Source organism: Magnetospirillum sp. SS-4 (genome assembly GCF_902729425.1).
Lineage (GTDB): Bacteria > Pseudomonadota > Alphaproteobacteria > Rhodospirillales > Magnetospirillaceae > Phaeospirillum.
On record NZ_CACVCH010000065.1, the window covers coordinates 1 to 25,730 of the forward strand.

Here is a 25,730-nt window from a genome sequence, read left to right on the forward strand (position 1 = left end):
TGGCTTCGGATACGATGATTGCGTTCACACTGGCGAAGCGTTTGCCGATGGGCTATAGGGGGACATTCGTCCGGTGCCGGCCCCATGGCCGGAGAATCGGGAACGCGGTGGAATTCCGCGACGTGCCCAACGCTGTAAGGGGGACCGACCGGCGATAGCCACTGGCCTTGGCCGGGAAGGTGCCGGTTCGGGACGAACCCAAGTCAGAAGACCGGCCGGACGAGGATGGCCCTTCCTGCGCGGACGGCAGGCCGGGCGCGCCATCACAGGGGAATGATGATGGAGACCACCCTTCTTCCGGCCGAGGCGTTGCCGGATTCCGAACGCAACGGCGTCTACCGCGCCATTTTCTCCCGCCGCGACACCCGTGGCGAATTCCTGCCCGATCCGGTTTCGGACGAGGTTCTCAGCCGCCTGCTGATGGCGGCGCATCATGCCCCCTCGGTGGGGTTCATGCAGCCGTGGAGCTTCGTGATCGTGCGAGGCGAGGAACCCCGCCGGCGGGTCCACGACGCCTTTCTCGCGGCCCATGCCGAGGCCGCCCTGATGTTTCCCGAGGACAAGCGCGACACCTACCGTTCGCTCAAGCTGGAAGGCATCATGGAGGCGCCGGTGAATATCTGCGTCACCTGCGACCGCGACCGTGCCGGCCCGGTGGTGATCGGCCGCACCCATATCCGCACCATGGATCTCTATTCCTCGGTCTGCGCCGTGCAGAATCTGTGGCTGGCGGCGCGGGCGGAAGGCTTGGGCCTGGGATGGGTCAGCATCTTCGACAATGCCGTTGTCCAGCGGGCGCTCGGCATTCCCGACGGCATCGTGCCGGTGGCCTATCTGTGCGTCGGCAAGGTCAGGGGCTATCATCCCCGCCCCGAATTGGAGGCCGCCGGCTGGCGGCCCCGACTGCCCATCGACCAGTTGGTCCATTTCGACCGCTGGGGCGAGCAGGAGGCGGACCAGGGATTGCTGAACCGGCTGCGCGCCGATCAGGAGACCTTGGCGGGACGCTGACGCGAACCGTCCGGGGCGCGGCCGGAATGGTCGCGCCCCGGACGAACGAGGTTGAAACGGCCGGCCGGGAAAGGCGAGAATGTTCGCCCCGCGACAGGAGCGCAGCATGAAGATTCGTATCGGCCTGGCCACCTTGGTTCTCGGCCTGGCTGCGGCCGGTTCCGAGACGGCGGCTGCCACCGCCGCCCAGAAGACGGCGCCGCCGCCGTCCGCCTCGGCCGCCGCCCCGCTTCCGGCCAGCGTGGTGGTGGACAATTACGCCCTGGTGGAGCGCGCCCCGGTGCGCAACGGCTTCGCCCCCTTCACCATCGAGGCCACCGGCCTGCTGCCGGCCCCGCGCAAGCGTGAAAGCTTCACCCCCACCGAGGACGAGCGCTTTCATTCCCTGCGCCGTACCGTCGAACGCTTCCTGCGGCGCAAGGAGATGCCCAAGGGGTGGTTCCAATCCAACAACGCCAGCATTCCCTTCGGTTCCGAACTGGGGCGTCTGCGCTCGCCCGACGGCGTCGCCTATGCCGTCGAGGGGGAACTGGTGGTGCGGGGCACCGGCGCGGTTCCGCTGGGGCTGAAGCTGACCGCTCCCGCCGACGGAGTGCCGTTACGGTTCTCCTGCGGTCTGATCATCGCCGATCAGGTGGTGCTGATGAAGGAAGGGCTGCTGGATGGCGCCAGCCGCGCCGTGGGGTGGATGGTGTCGTTGCGCCCCAACGGTCCCGATGCGGCCATTCCGGTGCGGGCGGTGTTCGCCGTTCGCGCCGAGGGAAGCGATGCCGAGGCCAACCGCAAGAGTCTTGCCGCCATCTCGGCGCTGATGACCGCCTCCAGCGACGGCCGTCCCGCCACGGCGGAACGCAGCGCCGATGCCGCCGAATGGCTGAAGCCGCTGCCCACTTTTCTCAGGCCGGGCCAGGTGCCGGGAACGGCGCCCTAGGCAATCATCGAGTTTGGATGCAAGGTACAGGCAGCATGAGCATTTTCGGTTTTGGCAAGAAGAAGACTCCGGACCCCACGCCGGAGGCGGGCGAGACGGAAGCGGAGGGATGGTTCGGCCGTCTCAGGACGGGGCTGTCCAAGTCATCGTCCCGGCTGACCCAGGGGCTCGGCGACCTGTTCACCAAGCGCAAGCTGGATGACGAGGCGCTGGAGGACCTGGAGGATCTGCTGATCACCGCCGACCTTGGGCAGGCCACCGCCGCCAAGGTGGCGGCGCAACTGGCCCGGACCCGGTTCGGCCAGGACGTTTCCCCCGACGAGGTTCGCCAGACCCTGGCCGAGGAGATCACCCGCATCCTGGCGCCGGTGGCGCGGCCGTTGACCATCGACGCCGGCCGCAAGCCTCATGTGGTGCTGGTGGTGGGCGTCAACGGATCGGGCAAGACCACCACCATCGGCAAGCTGGCCAAGGCGCAACGCGATGCCGGCCTTTCCGTCACCCTGGCCGCCGGCGACACCTTCCGCGCCGCCGCCGTCGAGCAGTTGAAAGTGTGGGGTGAACGCACCGGCTGCCCGGTCATCGCCCGCGAGACCGGGGCCGATGCCGCCGGTCTCGCCTATGACGCCCTGGCGGAAAGCCGCAAGCGCGGCGACGATCTGCTGTTCATCGACACCGCCGGCCGGTTGCAGAACAAGGCCGACCTGATGGCCGAACTGGCCAAGATGGTCCGTTCCATCAAAAAGGTGGACGAGACCGCCCCGCACGACGTCCTGCTGGTGCTGGACGCCACCGTCGGCCAGAACGCCCATTCCCAGGTGGAGGTCTTCAAGGACATGGTGGCGGTTACCGGCTTGGTCCTGACCAAGCTGGACGGCACCGCCCGGGGTGGCGTGCTGGTGGCCCTGGCCGAGAAATTCGGCCTGCCGGTTCACGCCATCGGAGTCGGCGAGCAGGCCGGCGACCTGCGTCCGTTCGAGGCCGACGCCTTCGCCCGGTCGCTGGTGGGGCTGGAACGGACAGGGGGCTCGACGATCTAGCTGCCGCTATTTCCCCAGTTGCGGCAGGACGATGTCGCGGGCCTTGGCGACGTCGTCGACGAAGTCGATCTCGGTCCACGGCAGGTCGCTGATGTCGGTGGCGGCGAAGCGGCGGGGTTCGGCCAGGATCAGGTCGCGGATCGCCTCTTCGTATTCCAGGCTGGTCAGGCCCTGGCCGACATACCAGGCGCAGCGGTCCGCCAGCATCGCCGCCGTCGCCGGCGAGAAACGGAAGAAGCCGACCGACTCGCCGTGCCAGTCGTGGGCGTGCTCGGGCTTCTTGCGGAAATCGACGATCAGCCCGCCACTCAGGCAGATCTTGACGGGCTCGTCGCCCGGCTCGATCTCGCGGTCGAGCAGCAGCACATTCTCGGACGGAGCCGACAGCAGCCGGCCGATCATGGCGGGATCGTACAGCACGTCGCCGTCCATGAGGATGGCCGGGCGACCGCTTCGCAGCCGTTCCGCCTGCACCCACAGCGACACCAGGCTGCCCAGGCGGTAGTCGGGATTCTCGATCAGCCGCACCCGGTCGGTCAGGCCCAGCCGCGCCACCTCTTGCCGGATGGCGTCGCCCTGATAGCCGATGGTAAGGCCGATATCGTCGATTCCATGGGCCAGCAGGGCGTTCAGGTGGCGTTCCAGCAGGGTCTGGCCGCCGAATTCCAGAAGAACCTTGGGGCCGGGAATGGCGCCGTCCAGCCGCCGGCCGACACCGGCGACCAGCAGGATGACGGCGGGGGATGATGTCTGGGCGCTGACGCTGGAATTCATCGGGAATTCGTCCTTATGCGGTCTTCATCTCGTCGACGATGGCGGCGATGGCCTCCAGCAGGCGCTGGAAATCCGCCGGCTCGATGGCGCCGATGCATCCGATGCGGAAGCTGTCGGCCCGGCTGAGCTTGCCGGGATAGATCAGGAAGCCGCGCCCGGCCAGGGCGCGGTAGAAGCCGTCGAAGCGGAACCACGGCTCGGCCGGGCTGTGGAAGGTGGCGATGATCGGCGCCTGCACCGCGGCGTCCAGGAACAGGCGAAAGCCCATCTCGGCCATGCCGGCCGCCAGGGTGTCGAAATTGGCCCGGTAGCGCCGCAGCCGGGCCGGCGGATCGCCCTCGGCCTCCAACTGGCGCAGGGCGGCGACCAGGGCGGCGACCACCTGGACCGGCGGGGTGAAGCGCCACTGCCCGTTGGTCTCGAAGCCCTGCCACTGGTCGTGCAGATCGAGGCTGAGCGACGGGCAGTTTCCCTTGGCGGCGGCCAGGGTCCGCCGCTCGATCAGGGCGAAGCCCAGCCCCGGCACCCCTTCCAGGCATTTGTTGCTCGACGCCATGACGGCGGCCACCGGGTGGGCCTTCAGATCGATGGGCAGGGCGCCGAAGCTGCTCATGGCATCCACCAGCAGCGCCTTGCCGTGGCGGCTGGTCAGGGCGGCGATCTCGGCCAGCGGATTGAGCAACCCGGTGGTGGTCTCGCAATGAACCAGCGCCACATGGGTGATGGCGGGATTCTCGGCCAGCGCCCGGTCGACGGAGGCGGGGGAGACCGGCTGGTCCTCCTCCCACGTCAGCACGTCGACCCGTCGGCCGAGGCGGCGGGCGATGGCGGCGATGCGTTCGCCATAGGCGCCGTTGACCAGCACCAGCAGGTGGTCGGCGGGGCCGACCAGGGTGGCGATGGTGGCCTCGACGATGAAGGTGCCGCTGCCTTGCAACGGCACCGCCGCATGGCTGTCCCCGCCACCGGCCAGCGCCAGCAGCCGGCGGCGCATCTCGGCGGTCAGCGCGATGAAGGCCTCGTCGCGCGAGCCCCAGTCGCGCAGCATGGCCTGGCGGGTCTCCAGCCGGGTGGTCAGCGGCCCCGGGGTCAGCAGGATGGCGGGGGCGGCGGTCGTCATCCGGCGGCGTCGCCGGACTGGCTGGCCTGAAGGGTCTGGGCGGCGATCAGCTTGCGCAGGCGCCAGCCGGTCAGCAGCGCCATCAAGGTCGCCCCGATGGCGGCGCCGACCAGCACCGGCAGCAGCCAGTCCAGCCACGCCAGCGGCGCGAACAGGTACAACAGGTCGTCGATGTCGAAGCCGAAGGCGCCGGAATAGGCCTTGACCTCCAGGTTCTGGCGCTGTTCCAGCAGTTCGGACCAGTGGCCGCAGAAGAACAGCGACACCCCGGCGATGACGCCCAGCACGATGGCCCATTCGCCCAGGACTGAGTCGCGGAGGCCGATGCCGATGGCGACGAAGAACACCGGGTTGACGATGTTGTCGACCAGGCAATCCCAGGCCCGGCCCTCCGGCGACGCCATGTTGCCGATGCGGGCCAGTTCGCCGTCGGCGCGGTCGAGAAAGGCCGACAGCAGCCACAGCCAGCCACCCCACCAGGTCCAGTCGGGATCGCCCGGCACCAGCGCGGCGGCGGCCATCAGGCCGGTGATCAGGCGAAGGGTGGTGATGTGGTTGGGGGTGATTCCGGTTCCCACCAGCGGGCGAACCAGGGGGCGGGCCAGCCGATGCGTCCACGAGCCTCCCATCATGACGGTGTCTCCTCTACCTTGGGTGAGGCGGCGCCGGTCAGGCGCCGTCCCTCGATCCATTGCCATGCCATCAGCCCCGGAATCCCCAGGGCCAGTTCGCGGATGCGTTTCAGCAGCGACAGCTCGATGGCGCTTTGCGGCCCGATGCCGAGCAGGCCGCAGACCAGGATGAAGCCGCCTTCCTGGATGCCGAGCGCGCCGGGCACGGCGAAGCCCAGGGCGCGGATCGCCTGTCCCAGGCTTTCGATGATCAGCGCCTCGCGCAGGTCGATCGGGACGCCGACCACGTACAGGGCGGCCCAGACCTCCAGCGCCCCCAGCAGCCATGACATCAGGTGATGCCCGGTCCCCAGGACCAGCCGGCGCGGCGATTTGTACAGCTCGACGATGGCGAGATGCAACCCGGCCACGTCCTCCAGGCCCTTCCAGTTCTGCCGGCGGGCCAGCCGCAGCAGCGCGTTCTCCAGCAGCAGGAACAGCCCCAGCCGTTGCGCCAGGATGAAGGCGGCGACGATGCCGAGGGCCGCCAGCACGCCGCCGATGATCCAGTGGACCGTTCCCATGCTGTCGGGGTTGGCCATCAGCAGTCCCAGGCCGAGCAGGGTGAAGATCACCTGGCTGAGCATTTCCAGGGTGAGATCGACGGTGACGGCGGCGCCCGACTTGTTGAGCGCCACCCCGCGCAGGGCGGTCAGGCGGGCGCCGACGAACTCGCCGCCGATCTGCGCCACCGGCAGCAGGGCGTTGACCCCTTCGCGGATCAGGCGCAGGCCGAGGAAGGACAGGCGTGACGGAACCTGGGGGGACGCCACCACCGTGCGCCATCCCAGGCCGGAGAAATAGCTTTGGGGGAAGTGCATGGCGATCACCAGCAGGATGCCCCAGCCGGCATTGGCGATGCTGGTGGCGATCTCGGCTCCGCCGTACATCATGACCAGGGCGGCGGTGATGGCCAGTCCGACCAGGGTCGACAGGATGGCGGTGGTTTTCATCGGGCGGACGCCTCGCTCAGGAAGTTCCGGAACCGGCGCGCCACCTCCATCGGGCCGATGGTCGGACGCCCCAGCTTGGCCAGCGAGCCCGGCGCGATGCGCGCGTGGATCAGGAACGGACCGGCGCTGGAATCCGCTCGTTCCAGCGCGGCCTCGAAGCCGGACAGGCTGCGGCAGGAGGCGGCGTGGCGATAGCCGCAGGCCAGGGCCACCGCGGCGAAATCAACCGAGGCCGAGACGGTGGCCTGTCCGCCGGTGGAATCGTGGACGCCGTTGTCCAGGACGATATGCAGCAGATTGGCCGGGGCATGGGCTCCGATGGTGGCCATGTTGCCCATCTTCATCAAGGCGGCGCCGTCGCCGTCCAGAACCACCACCCTGCCTGGGGTGTTGAGCGCCACGCCCAGCCCCATGGCGCTGGCCCCGCCCATGGAGCCGACCTGATAAAGATGCTGGGGACGGTCGGCCAGGGTGAACAATTCACGTCCGCATTTGCCGGTGGTGGCGATCACCGCCGTGCGGTCGTCGGCGCGCTTCAGGAAACATTCCAGAATCTCGACGCGGCTGGGCGGGGTTCCGGCGGCGGTGTCGTCGAAGCGCAGGCCGGGAACGGGCGGTCGCGGCGCGGCCGGCGACAGCGGTTCGTCGGCGACGCTGTCCTTGGCCATCACCAGGGCGTAGGAGCCCTCTTCGTCCCGCAGGTGATCGGCGGCCGCCGCCAGGGCGGATGCCAGGGATTCGGGCGTGGTCGGGAACGGCGCGTGCGCCAGCCCCATCAGCGTCAGCAGGTCGTGGGTGATGGCCCCCATCACCGTGTGCTGGGGTTCGTCCGGAATGCCCGGCTGGCCCCGCCAGGTGGTGATCATCAGGGTCGGAATGCGGAAGGGGGCGTTCAGCGAGGTCAGCGGATTGACCGCGTTGCCCAGGCCCGAATTCTGGCACATCACCACGCTCTGGCGTCCGGCCAGCCAAGCGCCGGCGGCGATGGCCACCGCCTCGCCCTCGCTGGTGGCGCCGACATAGCGCAGGCTCCGGTCGTTCAGCACGCCGTTGATCAGGGGCGTGAGGAAGCTGCACGGAACCCCGGTGAAGAAATCGAAGCCGCGGCGTCCGGCCTCGGCAATGAACTCGCGGGCGGTAATCATCGGGTCATTCGGCCAGACAGAAGGAGTTCGGGGCCATCAGGTGAAGTTGCGGGCATCTGCCACGTCGGTCAGGGTGTCCACGTCCAGCCAGTGGGCGGTGATGTAGTGGATGGTCACCGGATATCTGGCCGCCAGCCGGGTCAGCAACAGCGGCAGGTCGGCGGTTTCCACCAGCCCCTCGGCCTTCAGCAGGGCGAGTTCCTGGCGCAGCCATTCGGCACCCTGGGGGCTGAAGCGCGCCAGCCCGATCCATTCGCCCATGGCGGTCTCGGACGGAATCTGCGCCGACATGGAGATCAGGCGCACCGGGGTGTCGTCCAGATAATCGCCCGAGAATGGCCGGTCCGCCACCACCAGATCGCGGTGCGTTCCCGCCGGCTTGGCCTGGGGTGACAGGGCGTCCACCGCCAGCACGATATCGCCCGGCGATTCCAGCACGCCGCCCAGGATATAGTCGCGGAACAAGACGTCGCCGTAGACGACGACGGTCTCGCCGTCGATCATGTCGCCGGCGCAGGCCAGCGAGAAAACCTCGCCGGTCTCGGCGTGGCGGTCGTTGTCGACGGTCTGGATGCCCTTCAGCGTCACCGCGTCCTTCATCGCTCCCCTGACCACCGCGATGTCGCGGATGCCGGCCCCCGACAAGGTGTTGACCAGACGTTGCAGCAGCGATTGCCCCCGGATGTCGATCATGCATTTGGGGCGATGACGGGTCAGCTCGCCGAGATTGCCGGCCGACGCCGCCAGAACGACGGCCCGTGCGGTGGCCTTGCCCGGCAGATAGCGGCGTTCGGCGTTTTCCAGTTCGGCGTTGCCGACCAGATGAAAGATGTCCTTGACCCCGATGACGCGGCCTTCGACCTCGCTCAGCGATTCATCCTCGAAAATCCGCCGGCTGGTTTCGCGCATGGCGGAAATGGCGGACCGGAGATTGTGGTTGGCCCAGATGATGGTCGAAATGCCGGCCTGGCGGAAAACGTCGGTGGGGGTGGCGTAATACATGGTGGGAACGATCACCAGCGGGCAGCGGTTCCGCCATTGCCTGGCGAAGGTCAGGATTTCCCCGGCGTTGGACAATTTGGAATGGATCAGGATGGCGTCGGCGCCGGCGGCGTGATAGGCCTCGGCCCGGCGCAGCGCCTCGTCCATGCCGTGGCCGGAGATCAAGGCCTCGACCCGCGCCACCAGGACGAAGTCGTCGTTGGTCTGGCTGTCCTTGCCCGCCTTGATGCGGCCGCAGAATTCATCGATCTCGGCCAGGGGCTGGCGTTCGCCGATGAAGGAATTGGTCTTGGGGAACAGCTTGTCCTCGATGCAGACCCCGGCGATGCCGCGCTCGCACAGCTTGCGGGTCAGGCGACGGACGTTGTTGAAGTTGCCGTAGCCGGTGTCGCCATCCACCAGAATCGGCAAGGTGGTGGAATCCGCCATGTATTCCAGCACGTCCAGGACCTGGGTCCACGACGCCTCGTTGCTGTCGCGCAGGCCCAGGCTGGCCGATATGGTCAGGCCCGAGGCCCAGATGCCGCGAAAGCCGGTTTCCTCGACGATCTTGGCCGACAGGCCGTTGTGGGCTTCCATCAGGAAGGACAGCCGGGGCGAAAGGATCTCGTTGCGCAGGGCCGCGAATCGGGTGCAGGGAGCGGTGAAGGGCAGGGAGTTCACGGTTTCTCCAAATCCATTTCGAAGTCCGGCGGCCTGGGTGGATGCTCATCCCTCGCTCCGGGGACGGGGAGGCGTCCCGATGTCCGGCGAACCACGCCGTTGCTGGATAAGCAGGCCAGGGCGCCTCCCAGCGGAAGGCACCCCATTGTCCGGGAAGCTATATGACCGCGCCTGTCCGGGCAAGAGACAGTTTCCCGGCATCGCCGGAATGACGGGGGCCGGGGCGGTCCGGTCGGTCTCCGTTCGTCGATTCGGATAAGCTCTTGACCGTGGATTTCACATGGCTTATCCATGCGAATGATGTTGCGAATCGATATCACTAACGTATCGACGGGTGCGGCGGTCGTCGGCCGGAACAGGGGGGATGTTCCTTTCGAGGCAAGGCACTATCTGCTAGACAGGAGGAGGGTCGGCCCGGGCGATGTCGCGATCCGTTTCGATCCGATGCCGGGGTGCCGGCTGACCTAAGGGACGGGGTGGACCGCTGGATGGCGGCGATTGTTCCGGTGGGTGCGATTCTTCGGGTGTCCCGGGGAAATCTACGAATGGGTGTGGCAAGAATGTGTATCGCCTCTCATGTTCCCGGCCGGCTGCGGCTGCGCCATCCGTCCCTGCGGTCGCCGGTTGGCAACGCCGGGATGGCCGCGATCCTCGCCGATTGGGAGGGGGTGATCTCGGTGGAGGCCAAGCCGGTCTGCGCCAGCATCCTGCTCCGCTACGATCCCGCCGTGATTTCGCCGGCCGGGCTCGATGCGCGGATTGTCGCCCTGGTCGAGCCCGGGAAAGCCGGCGAAGACGGGAATCCTCCCGCATCCTCCGATGGGGGACTGTCCCTGTGGACGCTGAACCGTCCGGCCAAGATCGGCATGCTGGTCAGCCTGACCGGGTCGCTGCTGGCGCTGGCGGCGGGCAAGAAATACCACGCCGCCCTGGGGGCGCTTCATCTCGTTTTCCTGCTGGTCCACCTAGCCAACCATCGCAAGAAAATATTACAGTAGGATTGCAATTGAGTGTGTCTCACGACCTTTGGCGCTTTGCCGCCTTGATGCGGATCGCCCATCATATTCCCGGCCGGGTTCGGCTCAAGCTGGGCGATGGCGCCGATGCCGCGGCCGTGGCCGGGGTGTCGTCGTTCACCCGCTCGGCGGTCAATGTCAGGGGCATCCGTTCGGTCAAGGTCAATCCCTTGGCCCGGTCCTGCGTGGTGGAATACGATCCGGACCAGATTCCGCCGTCGGTCTGGCAGGACATCGCCGACGGCCGGCGGTCGGCCCAGGCTGACCGCCTGCTGCAAGCCCTGGCCGAGGGCTGACGCGCCTACTACTGAAAGGGAACGCCATGCATCCATTGCTCACCTTCGCCTCGGGGCTGCTGGCCGGCATCGTCGGCGTCCGCCTGCTGAACAAGACCGCCGCCCCCGCCGCCGCCCGTCTCGAAGGACTTGGAGGCAAGGCCCGCCAGGGGCTTGGCCAGGCGCAGGCCGGCCTGCGCGAGGCGACCATTTCCGGCCTTGCCGCCATCGAGAAGTCCTCGGCCGGGTTGCGCGCCAGGCTGACGCCGACCATGGTTTCGGCGGTCGCCGAGACCGAGGCGGCGCCGGTCAAGGCCCCCGCCAAGCCGCGCCGTCCCCGCAAGGCCCCGGCCAAGGCGACCAAGCCCCCCGCCACCCCCGAAGGCGGAAGCGAGTCGTGAAGCGGAAGCGCCGCGGCCGGATGACGGCCGCGTCCACCGCTGAAATCGGCGCCGCCTTTACCCGCGGTTTCGTGGCGACCGGCCTTCTGAGCGCGCTTCAGGGCCGGGGCCGCGCCGGCGGCCCCCCGCCGTGGCGGAGGATACTGCGCCACTCCGTCCAGGGCGGCGCCGCCCTGGCCGCCGGCACCGTCGCCGCCGAGGCGATCCAGCGCCGCGACTACGGCGTCGGAATCGCGGCGATCATCGCCGGCGGGGCGGTGGTGGCGGCCGCCGAGACGGTCTTGCACTCACAATCCATCGAGGAGAATTGCCGTGGCCAAGAAGAACAAGAAGTCCAGGAAGGATAAGCGCCGCTGGCGGGATCAGCCGGCCGGCTGGAACGGCGCCCCGGCGCAGGGCAACGGCCTGTTCGGCGGTCTGGCGAACATGCTTCCGGGCAAGCCGTCCGAGCAGTTCCTGGTGGGCGCCCTGATCGGCGCTGCCGCCACCTATGCGCTGGCCGACGAGGCCCTGCGCGGCAAGCTGATCCGCTCCGGCCTCAAGCTCTATTCCGAACTGGCCGGCGGACTGGCCGAGATGAAGGAGCAGGCCGCCGATATTCAGGCTGAACTGGCGGCAGAGCAGAACGGCGTTTCGTGATGGTTCCGCGCTGGCTGGCGGCGGTGGAGATCGTCCACCGCCTGCCCGGGCGGGTCCGCCTGCGTTACGTCCTTGAAGCCGGGATGCCGGCCGACGCGGCCGTGCTGGAATCCCAGGTCGCTCAACTGCCGGGCGTGCTGTCGGCGCGGGTCAACCGGCGCGCCGCCTCGGTGGTGGTGACCTTCGATCCCGACGAGACCGATAGCGACGGGGTGGGGGCGGCCGTGGCCCGGCTGTCCCCTCCATCCGGGCCGGCTCCCGCCCGGCGTCCGGCCGGGAATGGCAAGACGGCGGTGGCGGCCAGCCTCGCCACCCTGCTGGGCAGCGGCCTGCTGCCGCCGGCCTTGCGGTTGCCGCTGTCCCTGGCCGGGGCGATGCCGCTGCTGCGGCAGGCGATCGCCGATTACCGCCAGGGGGGAGTGACCTCGCATGTGCTGGAGGGCATGGCGGTGGCCATCTCGCTGGCCCGGTCCGACCATACGGCCGCCAACACCACCACCTTCATGCTGTCGCTGGGCGAATACATGGAGGAATCCATCGCCCGGCGTTCCGACGAGTTGCTGAAGCATCTGCTGCGTCCGTCCAGCGACCGGGTCTGGGTGCTGCGCGACGGCGTCGAGGTGCTTGAGCCCGCCGCCACGGTCGCGGTCGGCGACACCGTGATCGTCGCCACCGGCTCGGTCATTCCGGTGGACGGCACGGTGCTGGGCGGCGAGGCCACCGTCAACGAGGCCGCCATGACCGGCGAGAGCGCCTCGGCGGTCAAGGGACGCGGCGCCGCCGTTCTGTCCGGCACCCTGGTGGAGGAGGGGCGGCTGGCCATCTACGCCGAGCAGGTGGGCAGCCGCACCGCCGCCGCCCGCATCGCCGACTACGTCGAACAATCGCTGCTGAGCAAGAGCGAGGCCCAGTTGGAAGCCTCCCGCATGGCCGACCGGCTGGTTCCCCTGGTGCTGAAGCTGGCCGGCGCGTCGTTCCTGGTTTCCGGCGACTGGCGCCGCGCCGCCTCGGTGCTTCAGGCGGATTATTCCTGCGCCCTGAAGCTGGCCACGCCGGTCGCCTTCAAGTCGGCGATGTACGGCGCCGGGCAGGCCGGCATCCTGGTCAAGGGCGCCACCGCGCTGGAGCGCCTCGCCCAGGCCGACACCTTCATCTTCGACAAGACCGGCACCCTGACCACCGGCATGCTGGAGGTCACCGATTCCGTCACCTTCGATTCGTCCTACACGCCCGAGGACCTGATCTGCCTCGCCGCATCGGTGGAGGAACACTACTTCCACCCCCTGGCCATGGCGGTGGTCGCCGCCGCCCAGGCCACCCACAACCGCCACTTCGATCATCTGGAGGTGCAGTTCATCGTCGCCCACGGCGTCGCCAGCGTCGTCGACGGCAAGCGCATCGTAGTCGGATCGCGCCATTTCATCCAGGAGGACGAGGGCATCGCCATCGATTCCCATCTGGACGTGATCGACCGGCTGTACCAGGACGGCAAGACCCTGCTGTTCATCGGTTTCGGCGGCCGGCTGCTGGGGCTGCTGGCCCTGAAGGACACCATCCGCGAGTCCAGCGCCCGCACCGTCGCGCGCCTGCGCCGGCTGGGGGCGCGCCACATATTGCTGCTGACCGGCGATCATCGCGACCGGGCGGCGGAGCTGTCCGGGCAACTGGGGCTTGACGGCTTCCGCGCCGAACTGCTGCCCCAGGACAAGGCGCGGATCATCGAGGAACTGAGCGCCCGGGGCGCCCGCATCGCCTTTGTCGGCGACGGCATCAACGACGCTCCCGCCCTGGCCGGCGCCCATGTCGGCATCGCCATGCAGAAGGGCGCCGACATCGCCCGCCTCACCGCCGACGTCGCCTTGCTGGAAGACGAGATCGAGCGGGTGGCCGACGCCAAGGAGGCCGCCAACGCGGTGATGGATCTGATCAAGACCAACTACCGGGCGACGGTCGGGCTGAACACCGCCATCCTGGGGGCGGCGGCGCTGGGCCTGCTGTCGCCCATCGCCACCTCGGTGCTGCACAACGGCACCACGATCGGCATCCTGCTGAACGCCCTGCGGCGACACTCAGCGCGGTAGGCCCGCCACCGGGATGCACGGATCGCCATCCTGGGCCGAGACCTCGACCGTGATGTGGCAAAGGTCGGGAATCGGGGCCAGCAGCGCCTTGTAGTGCCCCGGGGGACGCGGATAGTGGGTGACCACCGAGACGATGGCCGCCAGCCGGCCGGGACGGATCGCCCACAGATGCAGGTCGGCGACGCGGTTGTCGGCATCGGCCTCGATCAGGGCGCGGGCCCGGTCCATCAGGGCCGGGGTCTCGGCTTCGTCCAACAGCACCCGCGCCGAGCCGCGCAGCAAGGATCTGGCCCAGACGCCGATGACCAGGGCGCCGATCAGGCCCACCGCCGGGTCCAGCCAGCTCCACGACAGCCACATGCCGGCCCCGAGAGCGACGATGGCCCCCACCGAGGTCAGCAGGTCGGCCATCACATGCATGGTGGTGGCGCGAAGGCTGTGGTCGTGGTGGCGGCCGGTCTCCCCGGTTTCGTCGCGGTGGCGGCCGGGGGGCTCCAGGATCAGGATGCTGGCCAGATTGACCGCGAAGCCGATGGCGGCGACCACCATGGCCTCGCCATAGGCGATCTCGGTCGGGGTGATCAGGCGCTGGACCGCCTCCCACGCCATCATCACCGCCACCAGTCCCAGGAGGACGGCGCTGGTGAAGCCGCCCAGGGCGTCGACCTTGCCGGTTCCAAAGGTGAAATTGGGGTCGCCGGCATGGCGGCGGGCGAAGGCGTAGGCGAACAGCGCGATGAAGAAGGCCAGGCCATGGCTGGCCATGTGCCAGCCGTCGGCCAGCAGGGCCAGCGAGCCGAAGGCCCAGCCGGCGCCGATCTCGGCCGCCATGCAGGCCAGCGTCAGCGCCATGACAATGCGGATGCGGCGTTCGGTCGCGAGGGAATCGGCGGATTCCGCATGGGTGTGCCGATAGCGGTCCATGCAATGGGTGTGCATCTCGGGTCCTTCGCGACGGAAACATCCCAGCATAGCCACATTTTCCCGATGGATGCAATTGCGTGGCGGTCGCATGACTGGTATCTGCACGCGGATTTCCGTGCCAAGCGTCTGGAAACCGGAGCGCATCCGGGGTACACAGACAGCCTGATCTCACTTGCGCGAAGGCAACGCCCTTGAAAGCCGCCGTCATCGTATTTCCCGGTTCCAACTGCGACCGCGACGTCGCGGTGGCGCTGGAGGCCAGCATGGGCGCCAAGCCCCTCATGGTTTGGCACCGCGACACCCAACTGCCCGACCTCGACCTGATCGTGGTGCCGGGCGGCTTTTCCTATGGCGATTATCTGCGCTGCGGCGCCATGGCGGCGCACTCGCCGATCATGCGCGAGGTCAAGGCCAAGGCCGAGGCCGGAACCCGCGTGCTGGGCATCTGCAACGGCTTCCAGATACTGACCGAGACCGGTCTGCTGCCCGGCGTGCTGATGCGCAACCGCAATCTGAAGTTCATCTGCAAGGACGTGCATCTTCGGGTCGAGAACGGCGATACGGATTTCACCCGCGCCTATGGTGCCGGGCATATCGTGCGGTTCCCCATCGCGCACGCCGAGGGCAATTACTTCACCGACGCCGAGACCTTCCGCGCCATGGAGGGCAACGGCCAGGTCGCGTTCCGCTATTGCAGCAGGACCGGCGCCGTGGGCGAGGCCGCCAATCCCAACGGCTCGCTGTCCAACGTGGCCGGAATCTACAACGCGACCAAGACGGTGCTGGGCCTGATGCCCCATCCCGAGCGCCTGGCCGAGGACCTGCTGGGCGGCAGTGACGGCAAGAAGATGTTCGATTCCCTGGTGGAGGCTTTGACGTGAGCACGATCACTCCGGAAATCATCGCCTCGCACGGCATCAAGCCCGACGAGTACGCCAAGATTCTCGACATCCTGGGGCGCGAGCCCAATCTGACCGAGCTGGGCATCTTCTCGGTGATGTGGTCCGAGCATTGCTCGTACAAATCGTCGAAGAAGTGGCTGAAGACCCTGCCGACCAAGGCGCCCTGGGTGATCTGCGGCCCCGGCGAGAATGCCGGCGTGATCGACATCGGCGACGGTCAGGCCGTCATCTTCAAGATGGAAAGCCACAACCACCCCAGCTTCATCGAGCCCTATCAGGGCGCGGCGACCGGCGTCGGCGGCATCCTCAGGGACGTCTTCACCATGGGGGCGCGGCCCATCGCCAACATGAACGCGCTGCGCTTCGGCGATCCCGCCCACCCCAAGACCCGTCATCTGGTGGCGGGCGTGGTCGCCGGCATCGGCGGCTACGGCAATTGCGTCGGCGTGCCCACCGTGGGCGGCGAGACCAATTTCCACCCCAGCTACAACGGCAACATCCTGGTCAACGCCATGACCGTTGGTCTGGCCGACAAGGACAGGATCTTCTATTCCGCCGCCGCCGGCATCGGCAATCCGGTGGTCTATTTCGGCTCGAAGACCGGGCGTGACGGCATCCACGGCGCCACCATGGCCTCGGCCGAGTTCGACGAGAAGTCGGACGAGAAGCGCCCCACCGTCCAGGTCGGCGACCCCTTCACCGAGAAGCTGCTGATCGAGGCCTGCCTGGAACTGATGGCGACCGACGCCATCGTCGCGATCCAGGACATGGGCGCGGCGGGGCTGACCTCGTCGTCGTTCGAGATGGCGTCCAAGGGTGGCCTCGGCATCGAGATGGACCTCGATTCGGTGCCGATGCGCGAAGACGGCATGAGCGCCTACGAGATCATGCTGTCGGAAAGCCAGGAACGGATGCTGATGGTGCTGAAGCCGGGGCGCGAGGCCCAGGCCAAGGCGATCATGGACAAGTGGGAACTGGACTTCGCCGTGGTCGGCCATCTGACCGACACCGGCCGCATGGTGCTGAAGCGCCACGGCGCGGTGGTGGCCGACCTGCCCATCGATCCCCTGGCGCTCGCCTCGCCGGAATACGACCGTCCGTGGACGGCGCCGGCCAAGCGCAAGGTGATCGATGCCCGGGACGTCAAGGTGGTCTGCCCGGCCGAGGCGCTGAAGACCATGCTGGGCTGTCCCGATCTGGCGTCCAAGCGCTGGATCTACGAGCAGTACGACCACATGGTGATGGGCGACACCGTCGGCCGTCCCGGCGGCGACGCCGCCGTGGTTCGCGTTCACGGCACCAGGAAGGCGGTGGCGATCACCACCGACGTCACTCCGCGCTACGTGCTGGCCGACCCCTATGAGGGCGGCCGCCAGGCGGTGGCCGAGGCCTATCGCAACCTGTCGGCGGTGGGGGCGCTTCCCATGGCCATCACCGACAACCTCAATTTCGGCAATCCGGAAAAGCCCGAGATCATGGGCCAGATCGTCGAGGCGATCCGCGGCATGGGGCAGGCCTGCCGCGAGCTGGACTTCCCCGTGGTGTCCGGCAACGTCTCGCTCTACAACGAGACCCAGGGCGCGGCCATCCTGCCCACCCCGGCGGTGGGCGGAATCGGCTTGCTGGAGGATGTCGCCAAGGCGGTGGGCATCGCCTTCCAGGAACCCGGCTCGGCCATCGTGCTGATCGGCGAGACCAAGGGCTGGCTGGGCGCTTCGCTCTATCTGCGCGAGATCTGCGGCAGCGAGGATGGCGCGCCGCCGCCCGTCGCGCTGCACCGCGAACGCCGCGCCGGCGAACTGGTACGCCAGCTGATCGGCGACGGTCAGGTGCTGGCCTGTCACGACGTCTCGGACGGCGGCCTGCTGGTGGCGGTGGCCGAGATGGCCATGGCCTCGGACGGCCATATGGGGGCGTTGCTGGACGCCCCGTCCTCGGTGCCGCTGCACGCCTGGTGCTTCGGCGAGGATCAGGGCCGCTATGTGCTGGAGGTCCGCAACGACGATCTGGCGGCGGTGCTGGAAGAGGCGGTGGAACACGACACCGCCATCCGCGTCATCGGCAAGACCGGTGGCCATGTCATCAGCGTCGGCGGCCGCGCCGTTCCGGTCCACGAACTGGTCCAGGCCAACGAATCCTGGCTGCCCGCCTATATGGGCGCGGAAATGTCGGGACATTGATCCTCTCTCCCCTCCCGCCGGGCGGGAGGGGAGAGTTCTCCGATATCAAATACTTTTGTCCAGTATGTGCCTCGATTTCGCTGGCGCAGCAATAACGCATTGCGGATATCCACAATTGCCGGAATCCGTGAAGTGGCGTCTTCTCCGATCAAAGCAGTAATTTGCGAATAATCCGGAGACGTCATGTTGGACCGAGTCAAATTCGGCACGCGACTACTTGTTTTGTTGATGGCGGCGACCATCCTTCTTGTCGCGGTCGGTGCCGCCGGCATGGCGGGCGGGCGGCGGGTCTCGGCCGGCATCGAGGCCGTCTATGGCGAGCGGGTGGTGCCCATGGGCCAGCTTGCCATCGTGCTGGACGACATTCACCGCATCCGCTCGCTGGTGGCCGACATCCTGCGAAGCGAAAGCCGCCTGACCCTGGAGCGCCTGCGCCCCGAGCTGGCGACGGCCGAGGCCGCCATCGATTCCCTGTGGCGTGATTACAGCCAGGGCGCCTCCGACCACCACGGCGCCGAGGAACTGGCCCTGGCCGGGCAATTCCAGGCGGCGAGGGGGGATTTCCAGAAGGCCACCTCGGAGATTCTGACCCTGTTCGGCGAGGGCGATTATTTCGGCGCCCGCGAGGCCATGGCCGAGGACGCCCAGGCCAGCTATCAGGCGGCGACCAAGGCGATCCGCGCCCTGATGGATCTGGAGATCCGGCTGGCGAAGCAGGAATTCGACAGCGCCATGGTGGCCTATGATTCCGCCTCCACCGCCTCGGTCTCGGTGATCGTGCTGGGGGTGCTGGCCCTGGCGGTGTTCGCACTGCTCATCACCCGTTCCATCACCACGCCGGTCCGGCGGATCATCGGGGTGATGGAACGCCTTGCCGGCGGCGATACCGCCATCGAGGTGGCTGGAACCGAACGCGCCGACGAGATCGGCGATATCGCCCGCTCGGTGCTGACCTTCAAGGAGCACGCCATGGAGGTCGAGCGCATGCGTCAGGCCCAGTTGGAGGCCGAACGCCGCGCCAGCGAGGACCGCCGCGTCGCCCGGGGCGCCATGGCCGATGAGTTCGACGCCGCCGTGCGCGACGTGTTGACGCGGGTGACCCAGGCCACCGGCCAGATGGAGCAGGCGGCCCGCACGCTTCGCGATGTCGCCCGGGAATCCTCGTGCGATGCCGAGACGGTCGAGGTCGCCGCCCGTGGCGCCGCCGGCAATGTCGACAAGGTCGCCGGCGCCACCGAACGGCTGTCCGGCTCCATCGATGAGATCGGGCGTCGGGTGGCGGAATCGGCCGCCATCTCGCGACAGGCGGTCGAGGAGCAGGGGCGGACCAGCGCCATCATGGGGGCGCTGTCGTCCTCGGCCGACCGTATCGGCGAGGTGGTGGGGCTGATCAACTCCATCGCCGGCCAGACCAACCTGCTGGCCTTGAACGCCACCATCGAGGCCGCCAGGGCCGGCGAGGCGGGAAAGGGGTTCGCCGTGGTGGCTTCCGAGGTCAAGACCCTGGCCAACCAGACCGCACGGGCCACCGAGGAGATTTCGGCCCAGATCGCCGCCGTGCAGGACGAAACCGCCAAGGCCGCCGACGCCATCGGCTCGGTCAGCGAGATCATCCGCCGCATGAACGCCATCGCCGCCGGCATCGCCGACGCGGTCGACCAGCAGGCCGCCGCCACCCGCGAGATCGCCCGCAATATCGAGCAGGCCGCCCGGGGCACCCGCGAGGTGGGCGACGGTCTGCAAGGCGCCGCCCGCGCCGCCGCCGCCGCCGATTCCGCTTCCAATCAGGCCTTGTCCAACGCCCTCGACCTGTCGGCCGGCGCCGGCCTGCTACAGCAGGCGGTCAACGCCTTCATCGGCAAGATGCGGACCGCCTGATTCCTGCGTCGGCGGATTGACGGACGGTCAGTGCCGAGTCTTGCACTGGAAGCACAGGCAGCCGCGTTCTTCCATGGACGAGGTGTTGACGAACCCCTCGCACCGGCAGAAGGCGTTGAAGCCGCGAATGTCGTTGCGGGCGGCGCCGGCCTCGGCCGGGCTGACCAGACCGGTGTTCACCGCGATGTGGACGGGAACGTAATCGCCGCAATCGTTGCACAAGGACATGATCGATACTCCCCGGATTCACCATGAGGAGGTCATGCTACGCGCAATGGGGACGTGGAGGAACACTCGGAGGGCGGGGCGGCGTCCCACCCGTCCGAGGCCGCCCGATCAGGCGGTTTCCGCTCGCTCAGGTGGTGGCGACGCCCTTGTCGGCCATCAGCTGCTTCAGTTCACCGCTGGCGGCCATCTCGCGCACGATGTCGCAGCCGCCGACGAATTCGCCCTTGACGTAAAGCTGGGGCAGGGTCGGCCAGTTGGTGAATTGCTTGACGCCCTCGCGCAGGGACGGGTCGACCAGGATGTCGATGCCCTTGAACTTGACGCCCATGTCGCTCAGCACCTGCACCACGGCGGCCGAGAAGCCGCACTGCGGGAACATGGGGGTGCCCTTCATGTACAGCACCACGTCGTTCTCGGAGATGTCCTGGCGAATGCGGTCGAAAGCGGGATTGGTCATGGAGAGAGCTTCCTCGGTGAAAACGTGAATGGCCTAGATGTAGTGAGACGTGCCGCGAAGCGCAACCGGGTTCAGTCCCGGGCGAAATCCGGCGCGGTGTCGGGGGTCGCGGTCTGAAGCGCCAGGGCGTGAAGGTCGCCGCCCATCTTGCCCTTCATGGCGGCGAACACCATCTGGTGCTGCTGCACCCGGCTCTTGCCGCGAAAGGTTTCCGAGATCACCAGGGCGGAATAGTGATCGCCGTCGCCGCGCAGGTCCTCGATGATGACCTTGGCGTCGGGGATGCCCTCGCGGATCAGGGCTTCGATATCGGTGGCTTCCATGGCCATGGCGGGGGGAACTCCTGAAGGGGGTATGATCCGACGGCAGCATATGCGCCGTCGCTCTGGCCGACAACCTTGCTATAACCCCATGATTTCCATGGTTGTTGGACCGGCGATCCCATCCGCCGTCAGTCCGTTGCGCTGCTGGAACTCCTTGACCGCGGTCAGGGTCCGGTCGCCGAACACTCCGTCGGCGGCGACGCCCAGGGCCCGTTGCAGCCGTTCGACGTCGTCGCCCCTCATCATCGGCGAGGTCCGGCGGAGCGCCCGGGCGCCGCCGGCTTGGCCTTCGCCCAGCAGCGCTCCGGTCAGCAGGATTCCCCGGACTTTCAGCGGCAACGGCAGCGCCCAGGCATTTTCAGTGATCAACTGGTTGAAGCAGTCCATGCGATAGACGGACCGTCGCAGCAACGGGTTGGGCGATCCGGCCAGCCAGTCGCGTCTGGTCGCCACATAAGCGGTGGTCCAGTCCCTGGGGGCGGCGGCGGAATCGGGCGCCCTTGCCAGGGTGCGGTCGCGGATGGTTTTCCACGAGCCATGGATATGGCTGTCGTAGACGACGCAGACCGACAGCGGGTCGGGCAGGGACAGCGCCGCCGCCGATTTCAGTGCCGGCAGCCAGTAGCCGTTATCGAACAAGGAATCCTGGCAATCCCGCATCACCGGATCGTCGCCGGCGGCCTTCAGCAGGCCATGCAGGACGGCATCGCTGTCAAGGGCGGGGGTTTTGTTCGCCAGGTCCGACAAATAGGATATAAATCCGGATGTGTGGCGGGCTCCCGGGGTTTCGCAATACTGCCTGATCAGGGCGTGAAGGCCGCCGCTGGCCAGGGTGACCTGGGATCGGCCATAGGTCAGCTGGCCGGAATCGTGCTTTGCATGAACCACGCGGCCGTAATCGCCTCGTGCGCTGCCGGTCTCGAAGATATTGACCACGGCCTGGGCGGTTCTCTTGTGAAGGGACGTTATAGGCATGTCGTCACCATATAGGAATAAAAGCTAAGGCTACGCCGTCCTGGGTGATTTCGCAAGCGGCTTGTGGTTCGTGGGGGCAATGGCGCTGCGGCTGCGCAAGATACGCAGGAAGCCGTTGGGGGCGGCGTTGGGTGCCGTGCCCCCGGGAGGGCAAAAAGGGGGGCTTTTACAGGTGGCATTCTCGGTGGTATAAGGCCCCCGGTTAAGATCGCGTCCTGTGTCCCGGTAGCTCAGCAGGATAGAGCAACGGTTTCCTAAACCGTAGGTCAGGGGTTCGAATCCCTTCCGGGACGCCATTTTCTTCAGCAATTTCAATACGTTATGCAACGCCAACATGGCGGCAGGTCAGTGGAGTTGCCGACTCACACTGACTCACGCGGCTTTCCAAAGCCTAGGAATCTCAATACAATCCACAAAGATCGATTTCTGGTCGGCGACGTGTGACTCACATCTGACTCACAGACTCACACGCGGATGGCCCTCGAATCCGGCTTTTGGGGTGGCGTCATGGGCAAGTTCGAGCGGGATGGATTTACGATCAAAGGCGGTGCCATTCGTCTTTACCGTCGCGGCGATACCAAGTCGGATATCTGGCATGCGTCAGTCACCCGCCCTGACCAAAAAGTGGATCGCTTTTCAACCAAGACATCCGATCAGGTCGAAGCCGGACGTGTCGCAGAACGGCATCTGGACCGCATTCGCTTCGCCGAAGAATACGGCATCCCACTCGACCGAAAGACCTTCCGCCAAATCGCAGAGAGTTGGTACGAGGACATTTTCGCCAGCGATCTCAATGAACGGGACAAGAATAATTTCAGGGGCATCCTTGACCGCTATGTGATGGCCTTTTTCGGAGATCGGGTGATTTCGACGATCAAGAGCAAGGATATCGTTGAATATCGGAAGTGGAGGAAAGATTTCTGGATTTCCGGCCCCGGCAAGGATGTTGCAGAGATTTCTTTCGTCCGTGACGGTCGAACCTACAAACGAAAACCCAAGCGATCCATACCAGCGGCAAGGACATTGGCACGCGAAGATATCGTGCTTCGAGGTGTATTTCAGAAGGCAGTTAGCCAAGGTTATTTGAATGATCGCGAGCTTGCTCACTTCAAATCTGTCGCCGGGAAAGTCAATTCCCGTGGTGCTTTATCCCGCGAGCAGTACCAAAAACTGGTCGCAGCATCATGGGAGCGAAGCATGCTTATCCCAAATGGCCAGACCCTATACTACCGCCAACTATTAGCTGTCTATATTCAGTTCATGGTGATGACCGGTCTTCGCCCTGGCGAGGCTCGGCGATTACGGTTTATGGACATAAAGGACGGATACGTTGTCCTGCAAGAAAGCAAAACAAAAGTGAGAAAGGTTGTCGGCGTAGCCGGTTTCAGCGGGATTATTTCCTTTCTTCACGATGTCCATCAAGCCCTATACGGGAGAGATGTCCATGATGAAGAAGAAAACCCATTTCCAATGCCAACGGATTATCTGTGGAGGGATTATCAAAAGGATGAGCCGATTCACGATTTCAAAAGAAGCTTCAATGAGCTACTCGCATATTGCGGAATAACACATGACGAACACCAAAATGGGAAAATAACAATTTACTCACTCAGGCACACATATGCCCATTTTAGAATTGTTTATGGCGGCGTTAATGATGTCTATTTGCTGGCCCAGAACATGGGAACCAGCGTGCAGATGATCGAAAAATATTATGGCCATCTGGAGCCGCTGCATCGCAAAGACGAATTGAAACGTGTGCATCGAAACTCAGCTTCAGATAAGTTAATGGACAACATAAACGACCTATTTGGCCTGCCGCCATTGGAATTTTGATCGGCATTTTCTCCCGTATATTCCTATTGCTTATTCTCCTCCACCTCACGACATGCCTCAGGACGCCGTTGATGGGCGATAAGGTTCACGCCCGTTCAGGGTGAATGAAGGTGTCTCTGATCCAAACTTGTTTGCCGTTCTGATAGTGCCGCCAATGCCCAGTGCGTGGATGGGGCGATTTCTCGGAATGGCTTCCTTCTCGGGTGACTTCTTCTGGTTCGGCTTCGGTTGGCCCGTTGTCGGGTTCCATGGCCATGAACCTGAAATTCCAGTTGTCCTTACCCGGCAGGCGAGAGATTTCGATAATTCCGATCATGCCGGAAACGGGGCGGAAATTCTCCATGCTGCTAAACAGCCAAGAGGTAAGGTGAACCACCTGTGACCCACCCGCCGCTTTAAGGTGGTGGTTTTCCATGATCAGTTTCCGCAAGCAGTCTTTAATGATACGTCGATCTTCGACGGGACCGCTTTTGCACCAACGGGTTTGGGTGTCTCTCACACCATAATTGTATTCGTCTACGGTGATCGGTGCGTTAACAGTGGCTTTTCCAAAGCGAACCTGAAAAACGATCTTTTCAGGGTTATTCTTGGTCAAATCAAAAACGATGTCGTCATTGTCCTTCAAGGATGGTTTAGGAACATAGTTCTTATCAGCCTTGATCTTCAGCCATTCGTCAATGGTTACGCCTTGCTTGGCAGCACGACGTTTTTCATAATCTATATCCATGATCGTCACTCCGTTCAAAGTGCGATCATATTAGCGACAAGAATGTTGCATGTCAATATGGTGCGACAAACATATTTCACACTTAATGTCAAACATTTTTATAATCTGATTATAAGAATCTTTGAAACAACTGCAAATTTCGTGCGTTATGCGGCCTTAAAAACTCCAACGAGTGGATCAGCCAAGCTCTCTTCGGATTCAAGTCAGGTTTTAAAATGTGAACATGAGTTTGACGCTGCCGCAGTTCGGGCGGGATCGAGAGGATCATGATGATTGGCCTGAAAATGAGAAAGCCCGCGAAGGTATGATCCTAAGCGGGCTTCTCGGTATGCCCAGTGGGCATTGTTCGCGTCAAACCCTTGCGGGTGCTTACATTTTCCGTATGCCACGAGGGCATTGTTCACAGGTAACCCCATTCGGGGTGTCTACGCACCAATCATTTAACTGACGAACCCCATTGGGGTGTTTACCAGTTACCCTCATGAGAGGGTAAGACCCTTGCGGGTGTCTTGTTTGCTGCTACTGTTACCCTGACGTGGTAAGATCGCTTCAACAATTGTGTTTATATCAGACAGACAATGTGTCGTCAACATGTTTTTGATGTGTATCTTCTGCGATGCGACCTTTGGCGTTTTAACATCATCTTACAAGCTTTCGATTTATAAGAATCTTCATTCAAGGAAGTCAGACAGCTTCATCGACCATCAAAAACTCTTCGCATTCAAAGCACTTTAGGCGATTTGAGAGGGTGATAACAAATGTAATACCGCCACAATGCGGGCATGGGCGAGCGTAATCATCTGGGTCGCGTTCAATTTCTTTTTGGTGATTAGCGATTTGTGATTCGTGAATGGTGCTCATGATGTCTCCTTGATAAACAGTTTGCCGTGAACTATTTATCAAAGATGCATGATTTTGCTGCAAATGCAGGAAGGCTGGCGATATCAGTGTAAATCAGATGCTCGGACTGCTGCATTTGCTGCATCACATGATGCTTTGATCGCAAAATAATCTGATTTGTTACTGAACCATGCGGTGACCTGGGTGACCACATGAGCAAAGGCGACCTCAAGGTGCTTCTTGGATAGCGATCCGCCGCCGGGATCGGTCAGCCGCGTATGGCCTGAACATTTCAGCAATGACATTTTTAGGATGGCAAAGCCTTCTTCATCGACCTCGTAGGTTCGATGCCACGGGAAAATCTCGGCAATAATTTCCAAACGGCGGTCAATGTCCTGCTGTGGGTCGTAGATTCTGGCGTTCATGATGGATACCTCACTTTCGGAGGTATTTATCCTGCGGGTGCAGTCTGGTGGCCGAGCGTCGGGGTATCCTGGCGTTGAGGCGAAGGGGGCAGCCAGTCTCTGGGGATTGTCCGCTTCTCCGACTCCACCATGCTTCAGGTTGCGTTCGTTCGGATCGCCACGCTGCACCGCAAAAGATCGTTGCAGCGTTAATTATTATTTAACCCGAACCTATTCGGAGGTATGATTTATACACCATTAGTATGATGGCGACCCGTGTTGGGCGGGGAAGGAGTCCAAAATGTGCGACACCTTAGCCGAAGCCCCCATGGCG

The 25,730-nt window shown here is 64.9% G+C and carries 27 protein-coding genes, 1 tRNA gene and 1 riboswitch; of the genes, 14 read left to right on the plus strand and 14 right to left on the minus strand.

Going from position 1 to position 25,730, the window contains the following annotated elements:
• Positions 1-54 precede the first annotated feature (54 nt).
• Positions 55-235, plus strand: a riboswitch (cobalamin riboswitch).
• Positions 236-279: 44 nt separating this feature from the next.
• From bluB to ftsY, 3 genes are all read left to right on the plus strand, one after another.
• On the plus strand, positions 280-1,011 hold the full coding sequence (gene bluB, locus MTBSS4_RS11750) for a 5,6-dimethylbenzimidazole synthase (protein WP_173983598.1): 732 nt from the start codon (positions 280-282) through the stop codon (positions 1,009-1,011).
• Between the two features lie 106 nt (positions 1,012-1,117).
• Positions 1,118-1,942: a hypothetical protein gene (locus MTBSS4_RS11755; protein ID WP_173983599.1), complete on the plus strand. Its 825-nt coding sequence runs from the start codon at positions 1,118-1,120 to the stop codon at positions 1,940-1,942.
• A gap of 35 nt (positions 1,943-1,977) precedes the next feature.
• Positions 1,978-2,982, plus strand: a complete 1,005-nt coding sequence (gene ftsY, locus MTBSS4_RS11760) for a signal recognition particle-docking protein FtsY (protein ID WP_173983600.1) — start codon at positions 1,978-1,980, stop codon at positions 2,980-2,982.
• Positions 2,983-2,988: 6 nt separating this feature from the next.
• On the opposite strand, the gene MTBSS4_RS11765 is transcribed toward ftsY, so the two are convergent.
• From MTBSS4_RS11765 to aepX, 6 genes are read right to left on the minus strand one after another with little or no spacing between them, the layout of a single operon-like run.
• On the minus strand, positions 2,989-3,756 hold the full coding sequence (locus MTBSS4_RS11765) for an NTP transferase domain-containing protein (protein WP_173983601.1): 768 nt from the start codon (positions 3,754-3,756) through the stop codon (positions 2,989-2,991).
• A 13-nt stretch (positions 3,757-3,769) separates the two neighbouring features.
• Positions 3,770-4,876, minus strand: a complete 1,107-nt coding sequence (locus MTBSS4_RS11770) for a 2-aminoethylphosphonate--pyruvate transaminase (protein WP_173983602.1) — start codon at positions 4,874-4,876, stop codon at positions 3,770-3,772.
• A complete protein-coding gene (locus tag MTBSS4_RS11775; RefSeq protein ID WP_173983603.1) occupies positions 4,873-5,508 on the minus strand; it encodes a CDP-alcohol phosphatidyltransferase family protein in 636 nt (211 codons plus the stop codon). The genes MTBSS4_RS11770 and MTBSS4_RS11775 overlap by 4 nt, the downstream gene beginning before the upstream one ends.
• On the minus strand, positions 5,505-6,500 hold the full coding sequence (locus MTBSS4_RS11780) for a lysylphosphatidylglycerol synthase domain-containing protein (RefSeq protein WP_173983604.1): 996 nt from the start codon (positions 6,498-6,500) through the stop codon (positions 5,505-5,507). Before MTBSS4_RS11780 ends, MTBSS4_RS11775 begins: the two co-directional genes overlap by 4 nt.
• Entirely contained in the window at positions 6,497-7,645 is a 1,149-nt protein-coding gene (aepY, locus tag MTBSS4_RS11785; protein ID WP_173983605.1) for a phosphonopyruvate decarboxylase, read from the minus strand. Before aepY ends, MTBSS4_RS11780 begins: the two co-directional genes overlap by 4 nt.
• Positions 7,646-7,681: 36 nt before the next feature.
• Positions 7,682-9,310 (minus strand): phosphoenolpyruvate mutase, encoded by a 1,629-nt coding sequence (gene aepX, locus MTBSS4_RS11790; RefSeq protein ID WP_254432512.1) that lies wholly within the window; start codon positions 9,308-9,310, stop codon positions 7,682-7,684.
• Between the two features lie 560 nt (positions 9,311-9,870).
• Here aepX and MTBSS4_RS11795 point away from each other — a divergent pair.
• Genes MTBSS4_RS11795 through MTBSS4_RS11820 form a run of 6 tightly spaced genes read left to right on the plus strand, consistent with a single transcriptional unit; the run spans position 9,871 to position 13,722 of the window.
• Complete coding sequence (locus MTBSS4_RS11795) at positions 9,871-10,308, plus strand: HMA2 domain-containing protein (RefSeq protein ID WP_173983606.1); 438 nt, start codon at positions 9,871-9,873, stop codon at positions 10,306-10,308.
• A 14-nt stretch (positions 10,309-10,322) separates the two neighbouring features.
• Positions 10,323-10,622: a heavy-metal-associated domain-containing protein gene (locus MTBSS4_RS11800; RefSeq protein WP_254432513.1), complete on the plus strand. Its 300-nt coding sequence runs from the start codon at positions 10,323-10,325 to the stop codon at positions 10,620-10,622.
• Between the two features lie 26 nt (positions 10,623-10,648).
• Positions 10,649-11,002: a hypothetical protein gene (locus tag MTBSS4_RS11805; RefSeq protein WP_173983608.1), complete on the plus strand. Its 354-nt coding sequence runs from the start codon at positions 10,649-10,651 to the stop codon at positions 11,000-11,002.
• Positions 10,999-11,349, plus strand: a complete 351-nt coding sequence (locus MTBSS4_RS11810; RefSeq protein ID WP_254432514.1) for a hypothetical protein — start codon at positions 10,999-11,001, stop codon at positions 11,347-11,349. Before MTBSS4_RS11805 ends, MTBSS4_RS11810 begins: the two co-directional genes overlap by 4 nt.
• The gene (locus MTBSS4_RS11815; protein ID WP_173983609.1) at positions 11,315-11,641 is read left to right on the plus strand and encodes a YtxH domain-containing protein; all 327 of its coding nucleotides are present in this window, start codon (positions 11,315-11,317) and stop codon (positions 11,639-11,641) included. The genes MTBSS4_RS11810 and MTBSS4_RS11815 overlap by 35 nt, the downstream gene beginning before the upstream one ends.
• Entirely contained in the window at positions 11,641-13,722 is a 2,082-nt protein-coding gene (locus MTBSS4_RS11820) for a heavy metal translocating P-type ATPase (RefSeq protein WP_173983621.1), read from the plus strand. Before MTBSS4_RS11815 ends, MTBSS4_RS11820 begins: the two co-directional genes overlap by 1 nt.
• On the opposite strand, the gene dmeF is transcribed toward MTBSS4_RS11820, so the two are convergent.
• Positions 13,711-14,661 (minus strand): CDF family Co(II)/Ni(II) efflux transporter DmeF, encoded by a 951-nt coding sequence (dmeF, locus tag MTBSS4_RS11825; protein WP_173983610.1) that lies wholly within the window; start codon positions 14,659-14,661, stop codon positions 13,711-13,713. The genes MTBSS4_RS11820 and dmeF overlap by 12 nt on opposite strands.
• A 176-nt stretch (positions 14,662-14,837) precedes the next feature.
• On the opposite strand from dmeF, the gene purQ reads away from it, so the two are divergent.
• The 3 genes from purQ (at position 14,838) to MTBSS4_RS11840 (ending at position 19,606) form a co-directional block, all read left to right on the plus strand.
• A complete protein-coding gene (purQ, locus tag MTBSS4_RS11830; RefSeq protein WP_173983611.1) occupies positions 14,838-15,527 on the plus strand; it encodes a phosphoribosylformylglycinamidine synthase subunit PurQ in 690 nt (229 codons plus the stop codon).
• Positions 15,524-17,728: a phosphoribosylformylglycinamidine synthase subunit PurL gene (gene purL / locus MTBSS4_RS11835; RefSeq protein WP_173983612.1), complete on the plus strand. Its 2,205-nt coding sequence runs from the start codon at positions 15,524-15,526 to the stop codon at positions 17,726-17,728. The genes purQ and purL overlap by 4 nt, the downstream gene beginning before the upstream one ends.
• 183 nt (positions 17,729-17,911) lie before the next feature.
• A complete protein-coding gene (locus MTBSS4_RS11840) occupies positions 17,912-19,606 on the plus strand; it encodes a methyl-accepting chemotaxis protein (protein WP_256367410.1) in 1,695 nt (564 codons plus the stop codon).
• 27 nt (positions 19,607-19,633) lie between these two features.
• On the opposite strand, the gene MTBSS4_RS11845 is transcribed toward MTBSS4_RS11840, so the two are convergent.
• From MTBSS4_RS11845 to MTBSS4_RS11865, 4 genes are all read right to left on the minus strand, one after another.
• The gene (locus MTBSS4_RS11845; protein ID WP_173983614.1) at positions 19,634-19,834 is read right to left on the minus strand and encodes a hypothetical protein; all 201 of its coding nucleotides are present in this window, start codon (positions 19,832-19,834) and stop codon (positions 19,634-19,636) included.
• A 127-nt stretch (positions 19,835-19,961) separates the two neighbouring features.
• The gene (gene grxD, locus MTBSS4_RS11850) at positions 19,962-20,291 is read right to left on the minus strand and encodes a Grx4 family monothiol glutaredoxin (RefSeq protein ID WP_173983615.1); all 330 of its coding nucleotides are present in this window, start codon (positions 20,289-20,291) and stop codon (positions 19,962-19,964) included.
• 71 nt (positions 20,292-20,362) lie between these two features.
• Positions 20,363-20,620: a BolA family protein gene (locus MTBSS4_RS11855; RefSeq protein ID WP_173983616.1), complete on the minus strand. Its 258-nt coding sequence runs from the start codon at positions 20,618-20,620 to the stop codon at positions 20,363-20,365.
• A 72-nt stretch (positions 20,621-20,692) separates the two neighbouring features.
• A complete protein-coding gene (locus tag MTBSS4_RS11865) occupies positions 20,693-21,589 on the minus strand; it encodes a peptidoglycan-binding protein (protein ID WP_217425538.1) in 897 nt (298 codons plus the stop codon).
• Between the two features lie 219 nt (positions 21,590-21,808).
• Here MTBSS4_RS11865 and MTBSS4_RS11870 point away from each other — a divergent pair.
• Both MTBSS4_RS11870 and MTBSS4_RS11875 read left to right on the plus strand, forming a co-directional pair.
• Positions 21,809-21,885: transfer RNA gene (locus MTBSS4_RS11870), tRNA-Arg, on the plus strand.
• Positions 21,886-22,096: 211 nt separating this feature from the next.
• Positions 22,097-23,425, plus strand: coding sequence for a tyrosine-type recombinase/integrase (locus MTBSS4_RS11875; protein WP_161625043.1), 1,329 nt, complete (start codon positions 22,097-22,099; stop codon positions 23,423-23,425).
• Between the two features lie 85 nt (positions 23,426-23,510).
• Here the strand turns inward: MTBSS4_RS11875 and MTBSS4_RS11880 are convergent, their stop codons facing one another.
• The 3 genes from MTBSS4_RS11880 to MTBSS4_RS11890 form a co-directional block, all read right to left on the minus strand.
• Positions 23,511-24,152, minus strand: a complete 642-nt coding sequence (locus tag MTBSS4_RS11880; protein ID WP_173983617.1) for a hypothetical protein — start codon at positions 24,150-24,152, stop codon at positions 23,511-23,513.
• A 684-nt stretch (positions 24,153-24,836) separates the two neighbouring features.
• Entirely contained in the window at positions 24,837-25,013 is a 177-nt protein-coding gene (locus tag MTBSS4_RS11885) for a hypothetical protein (RefSeq protein WP_161625044.1), read from the minus strand.
• 83 nt (positions 25,014-25,096) lie between these two features.
• On the minus strand, positions 25,097-25,417 hold the full coding sequence (locus tag MTBSS4_RS11890) for a hypothetical protein (protein WP_173983618.1): 321 nt from the start codon (positions 25,415-25,417) through the stop codon (positions 25,097-25,099).
• Positions 25,418-25,730 lie beyond the last annotated feature (313 nt).

Coding starts and splice junctions, on each gene's coding strand:
- bluB (WP_173983598.1), top strand. CDS start 280: ATGGAGACCACCCTTCTTCCGGCCGAGGCGTTGCCGGATTCCGAACGC.
- MTBSS4_RS11755 (WP_173983599.1), top strand. CDS start 1,118: ATGAAGATTCGTATCGGCCTGGCCACCTTGGTTCTCGGCCTGGCTGCG.
- ftsY (WP_173983600.1), top strand. CDS start 1,978: ATGAGCATTTTCGGTTTTGGCAAGAAGAAGACTCCGGACCCCACGCCG.
- MTBSS4_RS11765 (WP_173983601.1), bottom strand. CDS start 3,756: ATGAATTCCAGCGTCAGCGCCCAGACATCATCCCCCGCCGTCATCCTG.
- MTBSS4_RS11770 (WP_173983602.1), bottom strand. CDS start 4,876: ATGACGACCGCCGCCCCCGCCATCCTGCTGACCCCGGGGCCGCTGACC.
- MTBSS4_RS11775 (WP_173983603.1), bottom strand. CDS start 5,508: ATGATGGGAGGCTCGTGGACGCATCGGCTGGCCCGCCCCCTGGTTCGC.
- MTBSS4_RS11780 (WP_173983604.1), bottom strand. CDS start 6,500: ATGAAAACCACCGCCATCCTGTCGACCCTGGTCGGACTGGCCATCACC.
- aepY (WP_173983605.1), bottom strand. CDS start 7,645: ATGATTACCGCCCGCGAGTTCATTGCCGAGGCCGGACGCCGCGGCTTC.
- MTBSS4_RS11795 (WP_173983606.1), top strand. CDS start 9,871: ATGTGTATCGCCTCTCATGTTCCCGGCCGGCTGCGGCTGCGCCATCCG.
- MTBSS4_RS11805 (WP_173983608.1), top strand. CDS start 10,649: ATGCATCCATTGCTCACCTTCGCCTCGGGGCTGCTGGCCGGCATCGTC.
- MTBSS4_RS11820 (WP_173983621.1), top strand. CDS start 11,641: ATGGTTCCGCGCTGGCTGGCGGCGGTGGAGATCGTCCACCGCCTGCCC.
- dmeF (WP_173983610.1), bottom strand. CDS start 14,661: ATGCACACCCATTGCATGGACCGCTATCGGCACACCCATGCGGAATCC.
- MTBSS4_RS11840 (WP_256367410.1), top strand. CDS start 17,912: ATGTTGGACCGAGTCAAATTCGGCACGCGACTACTTGTTTTGTTGATG.
- MTBSS4_RS11845 (WP_173983614.1), bottom strand. CDS start 19,834: ATGTCCTTGTGCAACGATTGCGGCGATTACGTTCCCGTCCACATCGCG.
- grxD (WP_173983615.1), bottom strand. CDS start 20,291: ATGACCAATCCCGCTTTCGACCGCATTCGCCAGGACATCTCCGAGAAC.
- MTBSS4_RS11855 (WP_173983616.1), bottom strand. CDS start 20,620: ATGGCCATGGAAGCCACCGATATCGAAGCCCTGATCCGCGAGGGCATC.
- MTBSS4_RS11865 (WP_217425538.1), bottom strand. CDS start 21,589: ATGCCTATAACGTCCCTTCACAAGAGAACCGCCCAGGCCGTGGTCAAT.
- MTBSS4_RS11875 (WP_161625043.1), top strand. CDS start 22,097: ATGGGCAAGTTCGAGCGGGATGGATTTACGATCAAAGGCGGTGCCATT.
- MTBSS4_RS11880 (WP_173983617.1), bottom strand. CDS start 24,152: ATGGATATAGATTATGAAAAACGTCGTGCTGCCAAGCAAGGCGTAACC.
- MTBSS4_RS11885 (WP_161625044.1), bottom strand. CDS start 25,013: ATGAGCACCATTCACGAATCACAAATCGCTAATCACCAAAAAGAAATT.
- MTBSS4_RS11890 (WP_173983618.1), bottom strand. CDS start 25,417: ATGAACGCCAGAATCTACGACCCACAGCAGGACATTGACCGCCGTTTG.